Origin of the sequence: Fodinibius roseus (assembly GCF_900129315.1) — a bacterium.
Classification (GTDB): domain Bacteria; phylum Bacteroidota; class Rhodothermia; order Balneolales; family Balneolaceae; genus Fodinibius; species Fodinibius roseus.
Window position 1 is genome coordinate 74,911 of sequence record NZ_FQUS01000020.1, and the last position, 19,819, is coordinate 94,729.

Here is a 19,819-nt window from a genome sequence, read left to right on the forward strand (position 1 = left end):
GACTCACCAGGGCTTTATATTAAAGAACCATACCCATGCTATAAAAAAGAATTGCAACGGTATGCGAAACCAAAGATACCTGATTCCAGGCCCATTATAGGTTGTATTTTGATAATCAATATGCTTCAAAGCTGCTTGAATATTTGCGGGCAAAAGACACACAAAAAAGATAATTAACAGAATAGAAATAGGGTATCGCAGGGACGGTATTAACAAGGCTATTGCCGCACAAATTTCAAGGATGCCGGTCAAGAAGACTACCTCTGATTTAAATGGGATAAAATCCGGCAACATCATAGTCATACCCTCTGAAAACATGAAGTGACCCGATGCAGTCATGAGGAGCATTACACACATTGCAATATTACCAGCTAGTATATAATCCAGGCTTTTTATAAACAGCCAACTAATTAACAGGCTTAGAAGAAATGTTATAAGAAGTACGAATAAAGGCTTCATTCAAATATGAAATTTTTCATGCTGTTTCTTTTGGGAAACAAAATAATTGAGGAAACCCCAAGATTCCTTGATTCAAATCAAGAAATCCGACTTCTGACTCTGCTAAGAGTTTCTGGAGTCATCCCCAAGTAGGAGGCAAGATATTTTAAAGGGATGTGTTTGACCAAGTGAGGATACTTTTTGAGGAGCTTTTGATATTTTTCATCTGGATCCAAGGTTAGCAAATCCATTTCCCGCTTCGTTTTTTTGATGAATAAATTCTCGGCGGCAATACGACCAATCTTCTCACCATTATCCGTCTCGGCATAAACTTTTTGAAGCTGATCATAGGATATGGCACCACATTCAACATTTGTTAAGGAAATAATGGCTGATCTACTTGGTTGCCTAGTCAGGAATGATGAGTAGGCACTAAAAAACTCTCCTTCAAAGGCAAAATCTAACGTCTTTTCTTCCGTCCCTTTTAATACGATAAAACGAACTATCCCTTTCTTCAGGAAGTAAAGATTGTTTTCAATCTCATCGAAATTGGTGATGATCTGGTCTTTTTCAAAGCTTTTATCTAGAAATTGATTGGTAAAAAAATCAGATCCTTCAACTTCACTACTCATTCTTACTCTATTTTATTTAACCGAACTTAGCACTTGGCGACTAAGATTTTCAAGGAGATAACAGTTAATTGATTCAAATCAAGGTAAATTGTGAGGATCACACAGATCGGTTGCAACTTCTCTTTTGAAGAAATTTAAAAAGAGTTGTCCAACTTTTGATCTCACCAATGTTTTCGTGGGCAAGTCAAATGACCTAGCAACCTCTAAAGCTCTGCAGCAATTCTTTTTGCCCAGTTTAGGGCTCCATTCTTTAACTCTTTTTCAGTATTAATGAGCTGAATGCGGTTTATTAGCTCACTTGAATCGATCATCTCTTCAATAAGTAGTCTTCTCACAAACGCCCGATCTTTATCCCGAAAAGCGATGAGCTTGCTGGCTGCCAAGTCGTGTGCTTCTACGCACCATCCAATCTTGTTTGCATCCATATAGTCCTGCACTTTGGTCGTTCGTTCTTTCCAGCCGTTCGGTAGAGAAGCGGTTTCAAGAGATACGCCATGGACATAAAAATCGTGGGTCTGGTGAAAGGGTGAGTTCTCTCCCAAAGCCCCGTCAATTTTATCAATGGTTTCCGGTTTATTTTTGGGACTTAAATCAACCTCAATGGATTGTCGTAACTGCTCATCAGCATCTGGATATTGACCTAGTATAGCCTGAAACCCGAAAATGTAGAGCTCACTATCACCTGTTATCTCACAGGCCGCCCGGATAGCATGTTCAAGTTGTTCTCTATTCATGATCTTTCCGTTCAGATTTAAGTTTCTCAAGCTTAGTACGCTCGTTATCCTTCAATACAGGCCAGAAGGGCAGAGATTGTCGCAAGCGGGTAGAACGTTCTGAATCTGACTCTAAAAACTTCTTCAGGCGTTGCAGCGACATGCTTTCAAGGATGTGCTTCCATTCTTGGAATTCTTTTTTCTCACCAGAACTGATTTGTGAGATATGATTCTCAAGATATTTAATCGTCCGTTGAATGATTTCCGGATACGTTTTAAGGAGCTCGGTCCAAGCTTTTGAATCAATGAGCGATTGATGGTCCAAGTCTTCGTGACTACTTTTTCCATCACTCTCACTTATTGAGTTCTCAAGATAATGCTGTGGATCCGTTCCCCAAAGTAAGATGATATTCTCCATATCTATTGGAGGTCTGGCCTCTATATCAGCTAAAGTTATTCCATTTATATCAATGGTTACATCAAACTCTTTTTCAATGCCAGAGTTACGAAGTTGGTCTCTGAATTGGTCTGTTATTTTATCGATTGACTTAACGTCACCCAAAAGGGCTATTCGAATTGGGTCCCCATACTCATCAGAGCCCAGAGCAACCTTCCCAAATATCCAGGCTGATTTGGGTTTTGACTCAAGACTTTTAATGGTTTCTTTCAGATTCTCAATCAAAGAATCGGAGTATTCTCTCTCTGCCTTAAACAGTTCTTTGATGGCAGGTGCCAAGGGGTGGGCATTTCTAATCTCTACCTGCTGGCTTTTTCCACTACCAGTGTACTGAATAATACCTGTTTTAACCATTCGAGTTACCACCTTATGAATTCCCGGTAGGGACAGACCAGTTCGGTCAGCCAGTTCGCTGTGGCTCATAGCTTCTCTGGCTTCTACTAAGCACCGAAGAAGACGTACATTTGCTTGATATCCCAATATCTCATTTAAGGAGTTCCTTAAAGCACTATTATGATCTTTAATCGGCCTCATAAACTACTGTTTAATATAATTAACTACTGTTAGTATAAGTGAACTATAGTTAAGGGCAAATATTGCATGGTTATCGTTAACTGTTCACGGAACGTGAGCATAGAGAATAAATGAACAGATTAAGTAATGAAGAAAAACCTTTTGAAGACACCGGATGGAAAAGCATATTGGTTGCAAATTAATGCTTCATTTCTATACCTAAGTGCAATTCTGCAATAGAGTATTAGTGTATTGTTTGAAGGTTTGGCCCATTATCCTACGATTAGTTAGCAAATGTACCAACTATTTACATAATCTGTTGCAAAAAGTGAAATAACTTCACGCAGAAATTTTACCTTAAAGAGAAGAGTCTAAAAATGCTGTTTATATGGAATAAAGGGTGTTTTTTAGGGGTTTAAAGAAGGGAATAAAAAGTGGGCCCGGAGGGACTTGAACCCCCGACCAATCGATTATGAGTCGATATGAAATAGCGCTTCAGAGGACTTATGGCCCTATTTTATATAAACTTGTTCAAACTTTTGTTCAAACAAGAAGATTATATTAGGAATAGTTAGCTCCCATATAGACTTGTGAAATTATTTTTTCTTATTCTTTTCACTTTCCTTTCTATCCAAACCGAGAGATCGATTAGCGCCGCCGCCCTTGGGTCTGCTGGTAAGTGAATATCCTTTAGCCATAAATAATTATCCTCTGTTTATTTTACTTAAAATTATTTCTCAATATAGTAATAAATATCAAAACATATATAATCGTCCTATATGAATTAACTTAGAGAAAATAGTAAATGAACTCTAAATAATTATTTCTCCCATTTCTCCTGAAAAATCTACCTGTACGAATTGCAAATTCCTCTCATCATTCTCAATCTGTCCAACTTTTCCTTATTAAAACGACACCAGGGGGCAGTCCAGGGCACTTTAAGAAGTGAAATATTAGCCGTAAGGTGTTGACTCATAAGGGGTTATCATTTTACGGCTTTTCTTTTGGTAAAACATTGGTAAAACAAATCGGTTGCTAAGTTTGATTTCTCTTCTCTCAGTTGTATTCAATTTTCGCACAAATCTAATCCTCAAATAGTATAATTCTTGTGCGAAAAGTTGTTTTATCAGATACTGATTTCTTGCAATTATACAATACGAACTAACTATGTATCACTGGCTCAACCAAAGCTGTATCTGAAACAGTTGTATCTACCCGAGTAGTATCGATACTTAGCCCTCCATAGAATGAGATTCAACCTGTTGACTATTCCCTCAAGCAGAAACCTTAGGAAAAATAATTACCAAAAATTGTTTACTCATAATTCGTCAGCACCGTCCAATTTGCTGTCCCTTCTTGCCATTTCCCAACTTTTTACTACCTTGTAGTTAATTGAATTTTAAAACGTTGGTCCCGATATCATCAAGGCTGTAACCTAATAATAATGAGTTCAAAGAATCTTACGCCGGAACAGCAGGCGCGACAAAAAATTGATAAACAACTCAAAGAGTCCGGATGGGATATCCAAGGCAAGGATAACATCAACTTTAATGAGTCAAAAGGCGTTGCTATTCGTGAATATCAGACTGATTCTGGGCCAGCGGATTACATTTCTTTTGTAGATAAAACACCGACAGCTGTCATTGAAGCAAAACGGGCTGAGGAAGGTCACCGGTTACTACAGGTTGAAGAGCAGTCAAATCGGTACTCTTCAAGCGATTTACAGTATATAGGTGAAGCCTCACTTCCATTTCTATATGAAAGTAACGGAGAGATTACCCGTTTTACGAATTTAAATGATCCCAAGCCGCGTTCCAGAGAGGTTTTTTCATTTCACCGTCCTAAGACGTTACAAAAATTGCTAAATCAGGACAGAACACTTAGAGAACGACTGCAGGACTTGCCTGAACTAAATACAGATGGACTTCGGGACTGTCAGATTTCGGCTATCCGAAATTTAGAGCAGTCTTTTAAAAAAGGACGGCCACGCGCTTTAGTTCAAATGGCTACAGGTTCAGGAAAAACCTTTACAGCCATCACTGAAATCTATCGGTTACTGAAATACGCCGATGCCAGACGTATTTTATTTCTGGTGGATACTACGAACTTGGGTGAACAGGCCGAGCAGGAGTTTATGAAATACACTCCTACGGGAGAAAATCGGAAATTTACTGAGCTGTATCCAGTTCAACTGCTGCGCTCCAGTTACATTGCTCCCGACAGCAAGGTGTGTATTAGTACTATTCAGCGTATGTACTCCATATTGAAGGGAGAAGAGCTTGATGAATGGAATGAGCAGGAAAGCCCCAATGAGCAACATCAGCCTAATGAGCCGGTACCAGTGGCCTATAATGAAGATGTACCCATTGAGTTTTTCGATTTTATTGTGATCGATGAATGTCACCGTTCTATATATAACCTCTGGCGACAGGTATTGGATTATTTTGATGCCTTCCAGGTAGGATTAACGGCTACGCCGGACAATCGAACCTTCGGCTATTTTAAAGAAAACGTGGTCAGTGAATATTCCCATGAACGGGCCGTAGCCGATGGTGTTAACGTTGGCTATGATGTCTTTACTATTGATACTGAGATTACCAAGAACGGCAAGGAAATTAAGGCCATGGAATACGTTGAAAAGCGGGAAAAGTTAACGCGGAAGAAACGCTGGGAACAACTGGATGAAGATGTGGAATATTCTGCATCACAGCTGGACAAAGATGTCGTTAATCCCAGCCAAATCAGAAATATTATCAAAGCTTTTCGTGATAATCTGCCTGTTATATTTCTCGACAGAGATGAAGTTCCCAAAACACTCATCTTCGCTAAAACTGATAGCCACTGTGGTGATATTATTAAAACAGTACGGGAGGAGTTTGGGGAAGGTAATGACTTCTGCAAGAAGGTTACCTATAAGACGGAGGAAGATCCTAAGTCAGTGCTTCAGCAGTTCCGTAATGAATATTATCCGCGTATTGCGGTGACGGTAGATATGATCGCTACGGGAACGGATGTAAAACCTATTGAATGCCTGCTATTCATGCGAGATGTAAAAAGTCGCAACTATTTTGAACAGATGAAGGGACGAGGAACCCGGACCCTGCAAAAAGAAGATTTAGAACGTGTTACCCCATCCGCTAAAACGGACAAAACGCACTTTGTGATTGTCGATGCTGTGGGCGTTACAAAAAGTGTAAAAACAGATAGTAGGCCACTGGAGCAAAATAAATCTGTGGATACAAAAGACCTACTGCATCATATTATGATGGGTAGTGCCGATGAAGATTTTTATGATTCCGCTGCTAATCGACTGGCTCGGTTGAATAAGGAGTTGGATGACCGACAAAAAGAAAAGTTTGAAGAACTGGCCGGTAAACCTATTAACACCGTGGTAAATAAGTTGCTGGATGCGCATAATCCGGACAAGATTAAAGAACTTGCCCAGAAACCGGAAGATGAAGGCGGCACCGACGGTGATGAGGAAAAGGCACAGGAAAAATTAAAAGAAAAAGCCTCGTCTATCTTTACGGGAGAACTGATTGAATATATTACCGAAGCTCGAAAAACAAAGGAACAAATCATTGATACGACAAATCGGGATAAGATTACAAATGTAGGATGGGATAAAGAGCAAAAACAGATTTCAGAAGCCGTTACAGAAGATTTTAAAAACTATATCCGGGAGAATAAAGATGAAATTATAGCTTTTAAGATTTTCTACGATCAGCCTCACCGAATGAAAGAGGTGACCTATCAAATGATTAAGGATGTAGTGGAACAAATCAAGCAAGACAAACCTAATTTGGCTCCTTTGAATGTCTGGAGGGCTTATTCTAAGCTGGAAGAGTATAACGGGAAAGATCCTCAATCGGAACTGACGGCCTTGGTGGCGCTGCTACGCAAGGTATGTGGACTGGATAGTGAGTTACGCCCTTTTGATAAAATGGTGGACAAAAACTTCCAAGACTGGGTATTCGATAAGCAGGCCGGACCGCTTAAGTTTAATGAAGAACAGATGGAATGGCTTCGCATGATTAAAAACCATATTGCTACTTCCATGCATTTCTCCAAAGATGATCTGGACTATGCTCCGTTTGATGCACAAGGTGGGATAGGACGTATGTATAAGCTTTTTGGGGATCAGATGGATGATATAATCGAAGAAATGAATGAGGAGTTGGTCGCTTAATTATGTCTGTTAGACTAAGAGATTTCTTAATCTAATAAAACGCCTATTATTAGATTAAGGGGTGACAACAAGTGGTCAGGCAAATGAATTATAGTTACTGCCTAAGTTTCAATTAATGACGAGGTTATGGAGAGGTTTCAATTTTACGGTGATTTAGAAAAAATTGTCCAAGGAAATGGGAAACTGTTTTTAAAAGACGAGAACGAATTAAAAGTAAGTTTTGAAATTGCGAAACGGGGTGAAGAAAAGCTGCTGTTCAATTTAATCAGTAGTGATAACACTGATCCTTTGAATTTATTTTCTTTAATGAAATCTGAACAATTTGATAGAATTGAAGGAAATGACGATAAAGGCAGGAAAGTTATTGTTACCGATTTACTCGTAAAGGATTCGACAAGTGGCACAAAAACAGATTCGAAAGTTTTTGTGAATGGATATGCGGGACAGTGCCGAATTGGGAAAAAGGAGATAAAAGAAGGATATACTGCCAATTTTGATCTCTTCAATTTTTTATTTCATGGGAATCAATCTAAAATAGAAGAAAATAAAAACGGGGAAAAAATTACAAGATCAATATTACAACTTGATTTTTCTGATTTTCATTGTAGAATTGAACAAACCAAGGACTATTCTATAACCAAGCAACTTTTAAAGAGGCAGGGAGGCGTTTTAAAAACATCTACACTTTCAACAAAAGTTAGTAATCAGACTGATTATGATTCAACTTTCGAAAAGGTTAGAAAATTGTGCCAATTGCTTTCAGTGGCAAGGAGTACATTTATTAATTGGGGCTCCTGTAGAGTTATAAATACTGATGGAAAGGTCGTTTATGAACTTCATGGAAATGCTCAATCAAGATACTTTCATGAAACCAATCTTATCAAGGACCTGCCAGGAGATACTGAAAGTTTCTTAAAATCTGCGTGGCTAGCATATGACAAGTACGAAAAAGTTTTTGATCTACGTAGATTTCTTTATGGCTACGCAGACACCTTCATGAACAGCTATATCGAAACTCGGTGCTTAAACATAGCAGCATTAACAGAAAGCATAAGTTCACGTTGGGCCATTAGTGAGGGTCGCGATAGATTTTTAGATGAAAAAGTATTCAGAAAGCAACTACCAAAACTAAAAAAAGGTGTAAAAGCAATTCTTGAGATAGTGTTTGACAAAATTAAGGAATCGTATGTTTATGTGATGCTTTCAAAAATCAAGGGATTTAATAGACGCCCATTAGACTGGAAATTAAAAAGGTTGAGAAAGGAATTTGATTGTCCGGTAACTGACGATGAAATAAAACGATTTGTTTACAATCGAGATAGTCTTGCTCATAGCTCACTATTTCCAGAAGATGAGGATAATACGGAGTCATTTTTATTCATGAGACATTTTTTAGATCGAATAGTAATAAGTGTCTTAGGGTACTCAGGCAATTATTTCGATATGGAAATCAGGGAAGAAAAGTCTCTTTTAGACAATTAAAGATTGGATTATGTGGGAAACGGAAAATCTTGGTGAAATAGTAAGCTTCAAAGGTGGTGGTACTCCTTCAAAACAAAACCCGAGTTTTTGGAATGGAAATATACCTTGGGCATCCGTTAAGGACATCAAAGGAGATTATCTTGAAAAAACTGAATCCAAAATTACACAAGAGGGGGTTAAAAACAGTTCAACAAAAGTGTGTTCTGCTGGTGATTTAATTCTAATTACTCGAATTTCTCCTGGTAAATCTATAATCAGCAAAATTGATTGTGCTATTAATCAAGATTTGAAAATTGTAGATGTTAATGGAGACATTGATAAAATGTTTCTTCATTATTATTTCAAATCACAAATCAATGAGGTTGAAAAAAAATCAAGTGGGACCACAGTGTTAGGAATTTCATTAAATGAATTGAAGCAATTAACAGTCCCAGTCCCCCCACTCCCTACCCAACACCGCATTGTCGAAAAAATTGAAGAACTCTTCTCTGACCTCGACAACGGCATCAAAAACCTCAAGAAAGCCAAACAACAACTTGAAACGTATAAGCAGTCTGTGCTTAAAGCCGCTTTTGAAGGGAAGCTGACTAAAGGGTGGCGAGAGCAGCAGAATGATTTGCCCACTCCGGAGGAATTGAAGCAGCAAATAGAGGAAGAACGTAAAAAGTACCGAGAACAACAGCTTAAGGAATGGCAGCAGGAAGTTGAGGAGTGGAAGGAACAGGGTGAGCCTGGGCAAAAGCCTAGGAAACCGAGAAAGCCTAAGGATTTAGATCCTTTAGAAGATGATGAGTTAGAGGAATTGCCGAATATTCAGGATGACTGGTTTTATCATCAATTGTATTATTTAGGTGAACTTGGAAGAGGGAGATCAAGGCACCGACCAAGAAGTGATGAAAAATTATTCAAAGATGGCCAATATCCTTTTATCCAAACTGGGCAAGTTAGAAATGCGAACAAATATGTGACTGAGTATAATAAGTGCTACAACGATTTTGGTTTAGAACAAAGCAAATTGTGGCCATCTGGAACCCTTTGCATAACAATTGCTGCAAATATAGCAGAAACCGCTTTTTTAAAATTTGATGCTTGTTTTCCTGATAGTGTTGTTGGATTTACAGGGCATAATAACATTATCAACAAGGAATTTATTTACTATTACTTCCATGCCATTCAGAAGAGATTAGAAGCCTATGCACCAGCAACAGCACAAAAAAATATTAATCTGACAATTTTAGAGAATCTTACTATTCCTTATTGCTCACCCAAAGAACAATTTCAAATTGTCAATGAATTAGAATCTCGACTATCCGTAGTCGATCAAAACTTAAATACGATAGAACAAGAGCTTCAAAAATCTAAAGCATTACGCCAAAGTATTCTTAAAAGAGCATTTGAAGGGAAGCTAATTAACTGATCAACAAAAAGTACTATGGACTTTTTTACTACGGAAGACCTAAAATTAGTAAGCAAGTGGGGGAGTGTCGATTACGACAAATCTAATACGGTACACGCTGAGGCGGGAGAACAGCTAAAAAAAGGTCCTTTTAGCAAAACTAAATATTGGTGTGAATCAGCGGCTAAAAGAGTTGGAATGGAGTCAAATGCTAAGAAAAATTGGCTAAAAAAAGGTGGGGAAAGAGGATGGAGATTTCGGCCTTATGCCTGGGGAAGGATATATGCTCCCGAAAGCCTCCTTACTGAAGTTTATTTCACGATAGGTATTAATACTACCGAAACCGAAGATCCTTTTCTCCAATTTAAAATAGATTACCAGTTTGAAACACCTGAAGAACTAAATGAGAGGCAATTAGACATAGCCCATTCTCTTACAAGAACAGAATCGGGATACAAATACAGGAAAAAGATTTCATTGGATGAATTAGAAAATTATGATTGGAATCAATTAGTCGCAATAACAGCAAATTTTATCTATGATCATGAATTGATCTATGAAGATATTGTTGATGCAGTAATCAATGAGAGGGAGAGCTATTTTACTCGGATCTGTTGGAATACGAATGGGTGGACAGAGCCAAGTGGTCGTAAGGGGAAAAGCACCAACAAAAACACTTTTGAAGGGTTTATCGGGCTGGGCATTGACGAATGGTTATTTTCGGACCAGCTTAAAGTCGGCAACTATCAATATGGGTATCTTGAAGCAAAAAATCTTTCTTCTAAGGATTCCCCGATAGACATTGATCTTTTCACTTTAGAAAATACACCGTCCAGTACTATACCCTACTATGTGGGTCACCTGAAGAATGTAGAAATACTGGATGGTGACACAGCATCCCAAATTCAAGAAGAGCTTAGCTTTAGGAATGAAGTATTAAGCAGAATCAATGAAAAAAAGACCAGTGACAAAATTAAAAAAAAGTTTTCTGATCTATTTGAAGTTTCATTTATAAATATCCGATTTAAGGTAACGGATGTAACTTTTCCTGATAACGATCAGTTACCGCGAATCGATTTAGATACTAATAGGTATCACCGTTATGAATTATATAGTGGAACTTTAAATGCTAAGGGCTTTGACCAAGCCAAAGAAGATGATGGCAATAAGTTAGATTTGGGAGATACTGGCAGGAGTCGGGGTAACACCGGGACTTCAACTGGGACACGTACTCCAGGCTCATATGAAATTAGCAATTGGCATGCTCAAATCAGCAAACAGCTTGAGAAGTATCTAAATACAATAAAATCAAGTAGGGATGCTATTATTCCTGAGCGGGAGCTTGGTAGAAGGTCGATTGACTTAGTCCATGAAAAACGAGATGAGATAATTTATTACGAGATTAAAACTCACAGTGCCCGAAAAGGGATAAGAGCTGCTTTAGGGCAACTTTTGGAGTATGCATATTGGAAAAGGAATAAGCATGAAAAAAGGCTAAAATTAGTAATCGTAACTCCGAATGAGGTTGACCGATTTACTGAGCGTTATATGGCAATGCTAAAAGAAAGGTTTGAGCTACCAATTTATTATCAGCAGTTCGATCTGGATACTGGTGAACTGAAAGAAGAAGTTTAATATTAAATTATTTGAAAATGACAACAAACGGAATTGTACAGAAGGTTTGGAATTTTTGCGATACACTCAGAGATGACGGGGTTGGTTACGGCGATTATCTGGAACAGATTACCTATCTCCTATTCCTGAAAATGGCCTGGGAATACAGCCAGCCACCGTATAACAGAGATACGCATATTCCTGAGGAATATAACTGGAAAAGCCTAACAGAAAAGAGCGGCTCAGAGTTAGAGCAGCACTACGTAACACTACTTCGAGAGTTAGGTCAAAAAGAAGGCATGATTGGCCAGATCTTCGTCAAGGCACAAAACAAAATTACCGATCCGGCTAAGCTCTACAAGCTTATTCAAATGATTGACGGTGAAGATTGGGTCATGCTTGGAGCCGATGTAAAAGGCGATATCTATGAAGGTCTGCTGGAGAAGAATGCCGAAGATACAAAAAGCGGAGCTGGTCAATATTTTACACCGCGTCCACTGATTAAAGCAATGGTGGAATGCGTTCAGCCCGAACCTATGAAAACTATTGGAGATCCCGCTTGTGGTACCGGCGGATTTTTCCTGGCTTCCTATGATTACATTTTAGAGAATTACAATCCAGATAAAGAGCAAAAGGAGTTTTTAAAGTATAATACCTTCAAAGGTTGGGAGATCGTAGCTAATACTGCTCGGATGTGCTTGATGAACCTCTTCCTGCACAATATCGGTGATCTAACATCCGAGCCACCTATTGAACGGGAAGATAGCCTTATTTCTGATCCTGGAGATCGCTTTGATTACGTATTGGCTAATCCACCTTTCGGCAAGAAAAGCAGTATTACCATTACCAATGAAGATGGTACTCAAAGCAAAGAGAAGCTGACGTACAATCGTCAGGATTTCTGGACTACCAGCTCTAACAAACAGCTTAACTTTATTCAGCATATCAAAACGATTCTCAAAAATACCGGTCAGGCGGCTGTTGTTGTTCCAGATAACGTCTTGTTTGAAGGCGGATCTGGTGAGACGGTCCGTAAAAAACTGCTTGATACCACGGATCTGCATACCATACTGCGTCTACCAACAGGCATTTTCTATGCTAATGGTGTTAAGGCGAATGTGATTTTCTTCGATGCCAAACCGGCTTCCAAAGAAGCTCAAACCAAAGAGGTATGGATCTACGATTATCGCACTAACGTCCATCATACGCTGAAGCGTAAACCGATGACTTACGAGCACCTGAAAGATTTTATCGAGTGCTATAAGCCGGGGAAACGTCACAAGCGGGAAGAAACATGGGGTGAAGACAATGAAGACGGCCGCTGGCGAAAATACTCTTATGAAGAGATCATCAATAGGGATAAAACCAGCTTGGATATCACCTGGATAAAAGATGATAGTCTTACTGATCTGGAAAACCTTCCGGAACCTGAGGTATTAGCTGGAGACATTGTCGAGAACTTAGAAGCTGGGTTGGAAAGTTTTCGTCAAATTGTAGAAGAGTTGGAAGAATAAAAAAATGGAACTTTTCAACCTAAAAGAGAAGGTCCCCCTCCTCTTTCCCGGCCGTAGCCGGTTATAGTAAGCCCTTTGCCCGAAAAGAAACATAGCCATCGGCCGTCAATATTATGTGATCCTCCAGGGTAATGCCCAGCATGTCCCCGGACTTCTTGATCCGCTGTGTCAGCGTTTTATCGGCTTTGGAAGGATCAAGGTTTCCGCTGGGGTGGTTATGGGCCACAACGATCGAAGTGGCATTTGCCAGCAAAGCCACTTGAAAGATAGCAGAGGGATCTACAATGGTAGCTGTAGTTCCACCAGATGATATTTTACTCCAGCCGATACAGTGTTTATTATTGTTGAGAAGTAAAACTACAAATTCCTCTCGAAGCTGGATATGATCGTTATTCCACACCTGCCGAAGAACCTGTTCGGCCTCGTCGGGTGAGGTCACTTGCGGGAAGGAACCCGTTGGTTTTTTGGATTTGTAGGAGAGTTTCACCTCCGCCAGTGACGGTGAGGGTTCAATGGTTGTATTGTCACTCATAGTAATGGTACCTCCGTTAATCTTGGTATTGGAATTCTTGTTTATCAGCAGGACTCATCCCCCTTATGTTCTACGGTTTGGATACTTACGCAATAGGTGATCCCTGATTCATCCTCGAACCAGATGACTCCCAGGTTAGTCTCCACTTCGCCTATTAACCCAGGCTGGATGTGATGGTATTTCAGAGCTTCTAGGAAGCCCACCAGTAAATCGATCATTAATACCTCGCTTGTATAGGGTTAGCATTAAAAAAGGAGCAGCCTTCCGGCCACTCCTTTTACTGTTTGGCCTATGTGCGCTCAGGCCTCGCTCTCTGCGTTTACGGTCTCCGCGTATTCCTCGGGCTCCTGGTAGCCCTCGCGCTGGGTAACGCGCACGTAGTCCCCGCTGGGCCGGGTGGCTAGCCACTGGGGCTGGCCGTCGGGGCCTCGCTGGGGCGGCAGGATGGATTCAATGTTTGCATAGGTTCGCTTGTCGGTCTCGTTATGGGAGATATACACGATTGCGCTTACCCCAATAAGGGATTCCAGGTCAAAGCCGTTTTTGAGTTCCTGCGGCTTGAATTTGCGGCTGCGCCACCGCTCCAGGTCCCCCCGCAGATTGGATTTCTCGTTGAGGGACTTCGTGTAGCGTTTGCCAACAACGTAGCGGTTTCCCTCGGTGTCCTGGGCGCCTAGTTCAAACATGATTGTGATTTTCTCCTTGGGGCCCCAAGGGGTTTCCACTTTCCCGATATCCACTACGTCCACACAGACGGCGTCGATGATTCCTTCCGGGGGTATGGGGTAGTCTTTGTCTTGTTCTTTGATTACTAAAGCCATAATGGCCTCCTTGTAAGTTTTATTGAATTATAATTATTTGATGGAAAATCGCCGGTAGGAGCTCTTGGTTTGGTAGTCGGCGTAGACCCCGGGCTGCTCCTCGCGGAGCTTGGAGGTATCCAGTCTGCGGCTAGTGTGGGATTTCCAGGTGATGAGTGTGTGCCCGCCGTAGACGAGGCGCTCCCCATCCCCAATCTCTTCCTTGAGCTGGTTCTTTAGCTCCGTTTCCCGGTCTTCGAGCTTGGACTTCTCCCCGCGCACCTGCTTAAGCTCCTCGTAGAGCTTTTGAGTGGTTGGGCTGGCTTCCACGACCTTACCGTCTGAGGAGTCCGGGTAGAGGATCAGTAGGTCTTCCTCACTTGTGGGATCGGGGCGATTGCCCTCTACCATGTGAGCTTGCCACCACTCGATGAGTTGCTGGGTGTTTTCGGTAATGAACTCCTCGTTACGTTCTACCAGGATAGGCTCGTAGAACTCGCAGGTGTCTCGTTCGTAGATGAACAGATACCCATACTGGTAGCCGGTAAGACCCAGGTAGTGCTGGATCTGGAATTCCCATTCGAGCGGATACTGCCCGCCCAGCGCATTAAGCCGGTGACTGTTGGTCGTCTTGAGTTCTAGCACGCCGGTACCGGGTACACCATCTGTGTTCAAGATCTGCCGGTCAATGTTGGCCCGGAGAAACTCATGCTCCTCGTGGACGAAAGGTTTGTTTACCCGCCGGGTTTTCAGGCCGGTGATATCCTCGAAGTAGCTTGCCATAACCGGCTCGAATACGTTGCCGAACTCCATGATAGGAGTGCTTTGGGTGGGGTCGATCACGCCTTGTTTGCGGAGCCATACCTGCAGTGGGGTTTTAAAGGAGCTTTGTTGCAATATGGCCGCCACATCACTGCCTCCGATGTAATTTCGGCGCTCCTTGACCCACGCTTCGCTGGGAATTTCCTCAGATTCTAAGTTAGATTGGGTATACATAGGTTTTGGTGTTAAAGGGTTCATATTTGGTTATTCCAATAAAAAAGGCCGCCTTATTGGCGGCCCTTCTCGTTATCGTCGCTATCCGGCTGCTCATCTAAGAGCACAACACGCAGGACATCACGGATAAACTCCGTGGCAGAGTCGATGAGGTCTTTCATATGGTTATCTTCTGGTTATGATGATGATAATTTTGATGATCAGTTTACCTAAGCTCATGATCACCCCTACAGCCCAAACAGCTGCGAGACGCTGCGCTGGTGGCGGGCCCGGTGGGGCTTGTCAACCTCATGGCTGATGTAGTTGGTCACGCGGTTGAGCAGCTGCCACTGGGAGATGCGATTCACGTCCATCTCCGCCAGGATCTGGTCGGCTAGGCGTTTGGAGATCTTGTCTGCAACGCCCTCCACAAGCTCCCCGTTAGCGGGGACGTGCTCGAGGGTATCGATGCGCCGTTGAATGGCCGGAAAATGGGCTTTGGCTTCGTCTAACTTCTCAGCAAAATCCTCCAGGCTAAACCCCGAGGTATGCTTGGAGTAGTAGCGCCCGAGAATATCCCCGAAGACCATCCCGTTGGTGCACACTGCCCTGATCGCTCCAAAGTAAAAGCGCACGCCCTCCGACATGTCATAGCTGTTATGTAAGAACAGGCTTAGGTTGATATCCGACTCCGAGTCCTGCAGGGTCAGGTTGGGAAAGGTCACCATCAGCCGCATGCGATTGGATTGTACAAACGAGTGAGAGTCGTCAATGCGGAAATTTTCGCCACTGGCCGCCAGAAACTGTAGCAGCTCGTTTATCAGGGTTTTGTTGCGAATGATTCGGTAGGAATCCTTCACAATGCTGATGACTTTGTTGGTATCGTCACGGACGATACTCTTGTAGCCATTAGTGAGATAGGTGTTTTCGTTGCCCCAGTCGACGAGATTGCCGGAAAAGTCATCCACGGCAACGGCTCGCTGGGAGACGGGAAAGCAAAAGTCTTTCAAGTCCATAAGAACCTCCTTGGTTGGTTAAGAGTAACATTTGAGCCGATTTATACCGGTCGCATTATTCTTATACCAAGATTTGGGATATTCTTAGGATCAGAAGGGCATACAAGGAATTACTAAAGAAGAAAAGGTAATCCAACCGTGATAACCTAAACCTGATTGCCAGCGATAGGTTTGAAACGAAGATTTAAATAAATAAACAAATAGCGGGGTGAGGACTATCTGCTTGACATTTGCCTTTTTGAAGAGGTTATACTGCAACTTTTATTGGTTTAATTTTTTAAAAAAATACTGTGCTCAATGATGATGTGTTCGCCTGCCATATGTAACACCATCAGGCGAATTGACAGAAAACCGGTCCCGATAGGTTGAGGGAGTCAAACCTGTATAACGCTTGAAAAGTTTGCGGAAGAAATTCAAATCTTCATACCCAATTTTTCGACATACCTCCCGGACTGTTTTCAGGTCATTTTCAAGCAAATGCCTGGCTGCGTTAATTCGCAATCGTTGTACATAGTTAATAGGGGTTTCGCCGGTTGCCGCTTTAAAGCGACGCATAAAATTACGTTGACTCATATTGGCACGATCAGCTAAATCAGCTACCTTTATATTTTTGCTGTAGTTTTTGAACAACCATTCCTGCAACTTTCGAATTTCTTTATCTTCATGATTAATCTGCGGAGTTTCAGCGGTATAACCGGCTTGCCAAACACGGGGAGTTCGTACGAGTAGAGCTTTTGCCGTCTGCATCGCAATCTGATGGCCACAATATTTTTCTATGATATACAGGCATAAATCTACTCCGCTGTAAACTCCGCCGCTGCAAAAAACGCGATCCGATTCTGTTACATAGCGTTCCGGCTGCCAATCTACCTTCGGATAGCGCTTCCTGCAATCATCCACCAGTGCCCAGTGCGTGGTAGCCGGACGTCCATCCAAAAGCCCGGCTTCGGCAAGCTGTACTACACCTGAACACACCCCAGCAATCGCTGTACCATTCTCATAGGCTTCGCAAAGTAGGGGTGGGAGTTTAGCATTCCGCTCGCATTCAATGTCAAGATCGCCACCACCTGCGGCAACAACCATCAAGTCGGCGGATTCTATTTCCTCAATAGAATAATCGGGATCTAGTTTTAGGGCTGACAGGGTTTGGACGCTTTCTCCACTCAGAGAAGCCGTTCGAACATTAAACTTTCGTTCTCCCTCCTTGCCCTGTAAAGCTTCATACAGATAACCCGCACTACTCAGTATTTCTACCGGAGTGACTGCTGTTGAAGGTGTTCCGCCCTCAAGAAAAATAACGACGACTTCACGCATATAATTAGATTTGGCAAAATCACCATGCTAATTAGTCAATTCTGCCTCTTTTTTTAATTCTGATGTGTATTCATATTAGCTATACGATAATGAATCATCAAACAGAAATGATAAATAAAAGTTTAAGATTATGCCAAAATACGTAATCAAACGCGATATACCCGGAATAGGAAACATGTCAGAAGAAGAGCAGCAAAAGGTAGCCAAAGATTCAAACCGAGTATTGAATAAACTCGGTCCCGATATACAATGGCAGCACAGTTATGTTAGAGAAAATGGAACACACTGTGTCTATATTGCCAAAAACGAAGATATCATTCATGAACACGCAAAAATAAGCGGAGCGTCAATACTTGAAATCACGGAGGTTGAAACCATGATTGACCCGACTACCGGAGAAAGCTAGATCATTGTTGTCATTGATCAGATCTGGTCTGCAGTATAACGGCCTACGGGATAAGCGGCGCAATGCACTTTCCGAAATTGTTGATGAATTAAATAGTAACTTTAATCTTCAAACCAAGCAAGGCCAGGGGCGAGGTGCGTCCGCTTGATGGCGTGGTTATGCTGTGGAATTGCTACAAAAAATGGACAGTAAGTTAAGCCAGATCATGCAGCCAGTTCTTGTTGTTGGGTTAAATAATCTTGCATTTCCGCTGGCGTGCGGTAGTCCAACGTAGAAGGCAGGCGCTGGCGGTATGCAGTTGATATATCCACCCGGAACGGCAGCAGAACAGTATCGACAGCCGGCGGAAACAACGACAGAATGGGGTTTCTACCGGCCACCGTGATTCTCCAGCCAACCTTCGGGGATGGACAACTGCCAGACCTCACTGTCCAGTATGTTATCCGTTCCTGCAGCCCCGCCGGCCACCCAAATTTTGTCGTCAAAAACATATGAAGAGTGTTCGTGACGCGGTGTCCAGATCGTTTCTGTCTCGAGCTCCGTCCAGTTTCTGCCATCCTTCGAATACCAGACATCACCAAAATTTCCCTGAACATCTGACCAGCCGCCGAGTACCCACATATGATCCCGATAAACGACGAGAGAAAACCAAAGCCGCGGATCCCAATCGGCTGATTCCGTCACCAATGTCCAGTGGACCCCATCCTCTGAGGACCAGACATCATTTCTGGCAACCACATCTGGGGCTCGCTGCCCGCCTCCCATCACCCATAGCTTCCCGTCAAATGCGATGGCCTGTCCGTGAGTTCGTGCCGGCCATGATGCATTACCGGTCTCCAAGTTCCATTCCTTCCCATCCCGTGATGACCAGACGTCATTGAACAATGTTCCCTCATTATTCTGATAGAAGTCTTCCGTTCCGCCCAGAATCCACATTTTGTCCCTGAACACAGCGAAACCCGGTGCAAGCCTGGGACTCCAGGACGCATGCCCTTCCAAAATCCAGGATTGGCCATCCGGGGACGACCAGACTTCATTGGTTACATCCGTTCCAGGGAGTTTCCGCCCGCCGAGTAGCCACAACCTGTTTTGAAAGACCAGTGAGCCCGGCAAGTCCGTATATTCCATAGGTACCTTTTCGGATACCATTTCCCAGCTGGAACCGTCTGTTGAACTCCAGATGTCTCTTGGGTTAGAGTCCTGTGGCGTAAACCAGCCGCCGAGAATCCATAATTTACCGTCATGCGCGTATTCTGCAGCAGAATCTCTTGGCTGCCACTCCGCCTGTTCCGTCACCTGAATCCAGTCGATTTCCACCTGATCCGGCTGCTGGTTCGTACAACCGGTAAAGAGGATCCATCCTGTAATAATGACCAAGCAGGCTTTGCAATGAGTTTTATTCATAAATGTCCAGGTTTGAATTTCCATCAGATCCTTGTCCTGTTATCGCTTTTTAATTTCATCGTTGAAAACGCATTGGTTGATCGTTGTTTGTCATGTCGTAGTAGTTCGCTACTCCTCATCGAACTCAAACTCCTTATCCAGCTTGTTCACTTTGATTGACAACGTCTAATTTAAATTCAGCAGTATAAGTTTTTCGTGTTTGTTTTTTACTCTTGGTATGGTTAATTCGATAATCGTAATGTATACCTTAACCAGGTGTCCACCAAAATGTAGCAAGTTCAAACCGCGTAGTGGCTCAGCGGGCATGCTAGTTTTTTGTTGGGGACAAGAAAGCCAGCAGCTCGCTGTTCATAACCGTCTCATCAGAGAATTTCTTCAACGATTTCCTCTTTGTCCAGTTCCAGTTTATCCAGCATACTGTCCA

General features: G+C 42.2%; 16 protein-coding genes. 6 read left to right on the forward strand and 10 right to left on the reverse strand.

Annotated elements, in window-relative coordinates; genetic code table 11:
- Window positions 1–3: 3 nt before the first annotated feature.
- From BUB16_RS22395 to BUB16_RS16315, 4 genes are all read right to left on the reverse strand, one after another.
- Window positions 4–459, reverse strand: a complete 456-nt coding sequence (locus BUB16_RS22395) for a DoxX family protein (RefSeq protein ID WP_073066992.1) — start codon at window positions 457–459, stop codon at window positions 4–6.
- A gap of 77 nt (window positions 460–536) precedes the next feature.
- Entirely contained in the window at window positions 537–1,070 is a 534-nt protein-coding gene (locus tag BUB16_RS16305) for a Crp/Fnr family transcriptional regulator (protein ID WP_073066995.1), read from the reverse strand.
- A 203-nt stretch (window positions 1,071–1,273) separates the two neighbouring features.
- On the reverse strand, window positions 1,274–1,804 hold the full coding sequence (locus BUB16_RS16310; RefSeq protein ID WP_073066998.1) for a DUF6036 family nucleotidyltransferase: 531 nt from the start codon (window positions 1,802–1,804) through the stop codon (window positions 1,274–1,276).
- Complete coding sequence (locus BUB16_RS16315) at window positions 1,797–2,774, reverse strand: helix-turn-helix domain-containing protein (RefSeq protein ID WP_073067000.1); 978 nt, start codon at window positions 2,772–2,774, stop codon at window positions 1,797–1,799. Before BUB16_RS16315 ends, BUB16_RS16310 begins: the two co-directional genes overlap by 8 nt.
- A 1,423-nt stretch (window positions 2,775–4,197) precedes the next feature.
- On the opposite strand from BUB16_RS16315, the gene BUB16_RS16320 reads away from it, so the two are divergent.
- The 5 genes from BUB16_RS16320 to BUB16_RS16340 all read left to right on the forward strand — a co-directional run bounded on the left by BUB16_RS16320 (window position 4,198) and on the right by BUB16_RS16340 (window position 12,948).
- A complete protein-coding gene (locus BUB16_RS16320) occupies window positions 4,198–6,942 on the forward strand; it encodes a type I restriction endonuclease subunit R (protein ID WP_073067003.1) in 2,745 nt (914 codons plus the stop codon).
- A 126-nt stretch (window positions 6,943–7,068) separates the two neighbouring features.
- Window positions 7,069–8,424, forward strand: a complete 1,356-nt coding sequence (locus tag BUB16_RS16325; RefSeq protein WP_073067006.1) for a hypothetical protein — start codon at window positions 7,069–7,071, stop codon at window positions 8,422–8,424.
- A 10-nt stretch (window positions 8,425–8,434) separates the two neighbouring features.
- Entirely contained in the window at window positions 8,435–9,841 is a 1,407-nt protein-coding gene (locus BUB16_RS16330; protein WP_073067009.1) for a restriction endonuclease subunit S, read from the forward strand.
- Window positions 9,842–9,856: 15 nt separating this feature from the next.
- Window positions 9,857–11,455 (forward strand): hypothetical protein, encoded by a 1,599-nt coding sequence (locus tag BUB16_RS16335; RefSeq protein WP_073067012.1) that lies wholly within the window; start codon window positions 9,857–9,859, stop codon window positions 11,453–11,455.
- A gap of 17 nt (window positions 11,456–11,472) precedes the next feature.
- On the forward strand, window positions 11,473–12,948 hold the full coding sequence (locus BUB16_RS16340; RefSeq protein WP_073067015.1) for a type I restriction-modification system subunit M: 1,476 nt from the start codon (window positions 11,473–11,475) through the stop codon (window positions 12,946–12,948).
- Window positions 12,949–13,009: 61 nt separating this feature from the next.
- On the opposite strand, the gene BUB16_RS16345 is transcribed toward BUB16_RS16340, so the two are convergent.
- The 5 genes from BUB16_RS16345 to BUB16_RS16365 all read right to left on the reverse strand — a co-directional run bounded on the left by BUB16_RS16345 (window position 13,010) and on the right by BUB16_RS16365 (window position 17,585).
- Entirely contained in the window at window positions 13,010–13,480 is a 471-nt protein-coding gene (locus tag BUB16_RS16345; RefSeq protein WP_073067018.1) for a JAB domain-containing protein, read from the reverse strand.
- 299 nt (window positions 13,481–13,779) lie between these two features.
- Complete coding sequence (locus BUB16_RS16350; protein ID WP_073067021.1) at window positions 13,780–14,301, reverse strand: phage replication initiation protein, NGO0469 family; 522 nt, start codon at window positions 14,299–14,301, stop codon at window positions 13,780–13,782.
- 33 nt (window positions 14,302–14,334) lie between these two features.
- Entirely contained in the window at window positions 14,335–15,276 is a 942-nt protein-coding gene (locus BUB16_RS16355) for a YqaJ viral recombinase family nuclease (protein WP_073067023.1), read from the reverse strand.
- A gap of 227 nt (window positions 15,277–15,503) precedes the next feature.
- The gene (locus BUB16_RS16360) at window positions 15,504–16,271 is read right to left on the reverse strand and encodes a DUF932 domain-containing protein (protein ID WP_073067026.1); all 768 of its coding nucleotides are present in this window, start codon (window positions 16,269–16,271) and stop codon (window positions 15,504–15,506) included.
- Between the two features lie 294 nt (window positions 16,272–16,565).
- The gene (locus tag BUB16_RS16365; RefSeq protein WP_073067029.1) at window positions 16,566–17,585 is read right to left on the reverse strand and encodes a GlxA family transcriptional regulator; all 1,020 of its coding nucleotides are present in this window, start codon (window positions 17,583–17,585) and stop codon (window positions 16,566–16,568) included.
- Window positions 17,586–17,715: 130 nt separating this feature from the next.
- Between BUB16_RS16365 and BUB16_RS16370 the strand changes: the two genes are divergently transcribed.
- On the forward strand, window positions 17,716–17,991 hold the full coding sequence (locus tag BUB16_RS16370) for a DUF4242 domain-containing protein (RefSeq protein ID WP_073067032.1): 276 nt from the start codon (window positions 17,716–17,718) through the stop codon (window positions 17,989–17,991).
- Between the two features lie 369 nt (window positions 17,992–18,360).
- On the opposite strand, the gene BUB16_RS16375 is transcribed toward BUB16_RS16370, so the two are convergent.
- Window positions 18,361–19,395 (reverse strand): Kelch repeat-containing protein, encoded by a 1,035-nt coding sequence (locus tag BUB16_RS16375; protein WP_073067055.1) that lies wholly within the window; start codon window positions 19,393–19,395, stop codon window positions 18,361–18,363.
- Window positions 19,396–19,819: the final 424 nt, after the last annotated feature.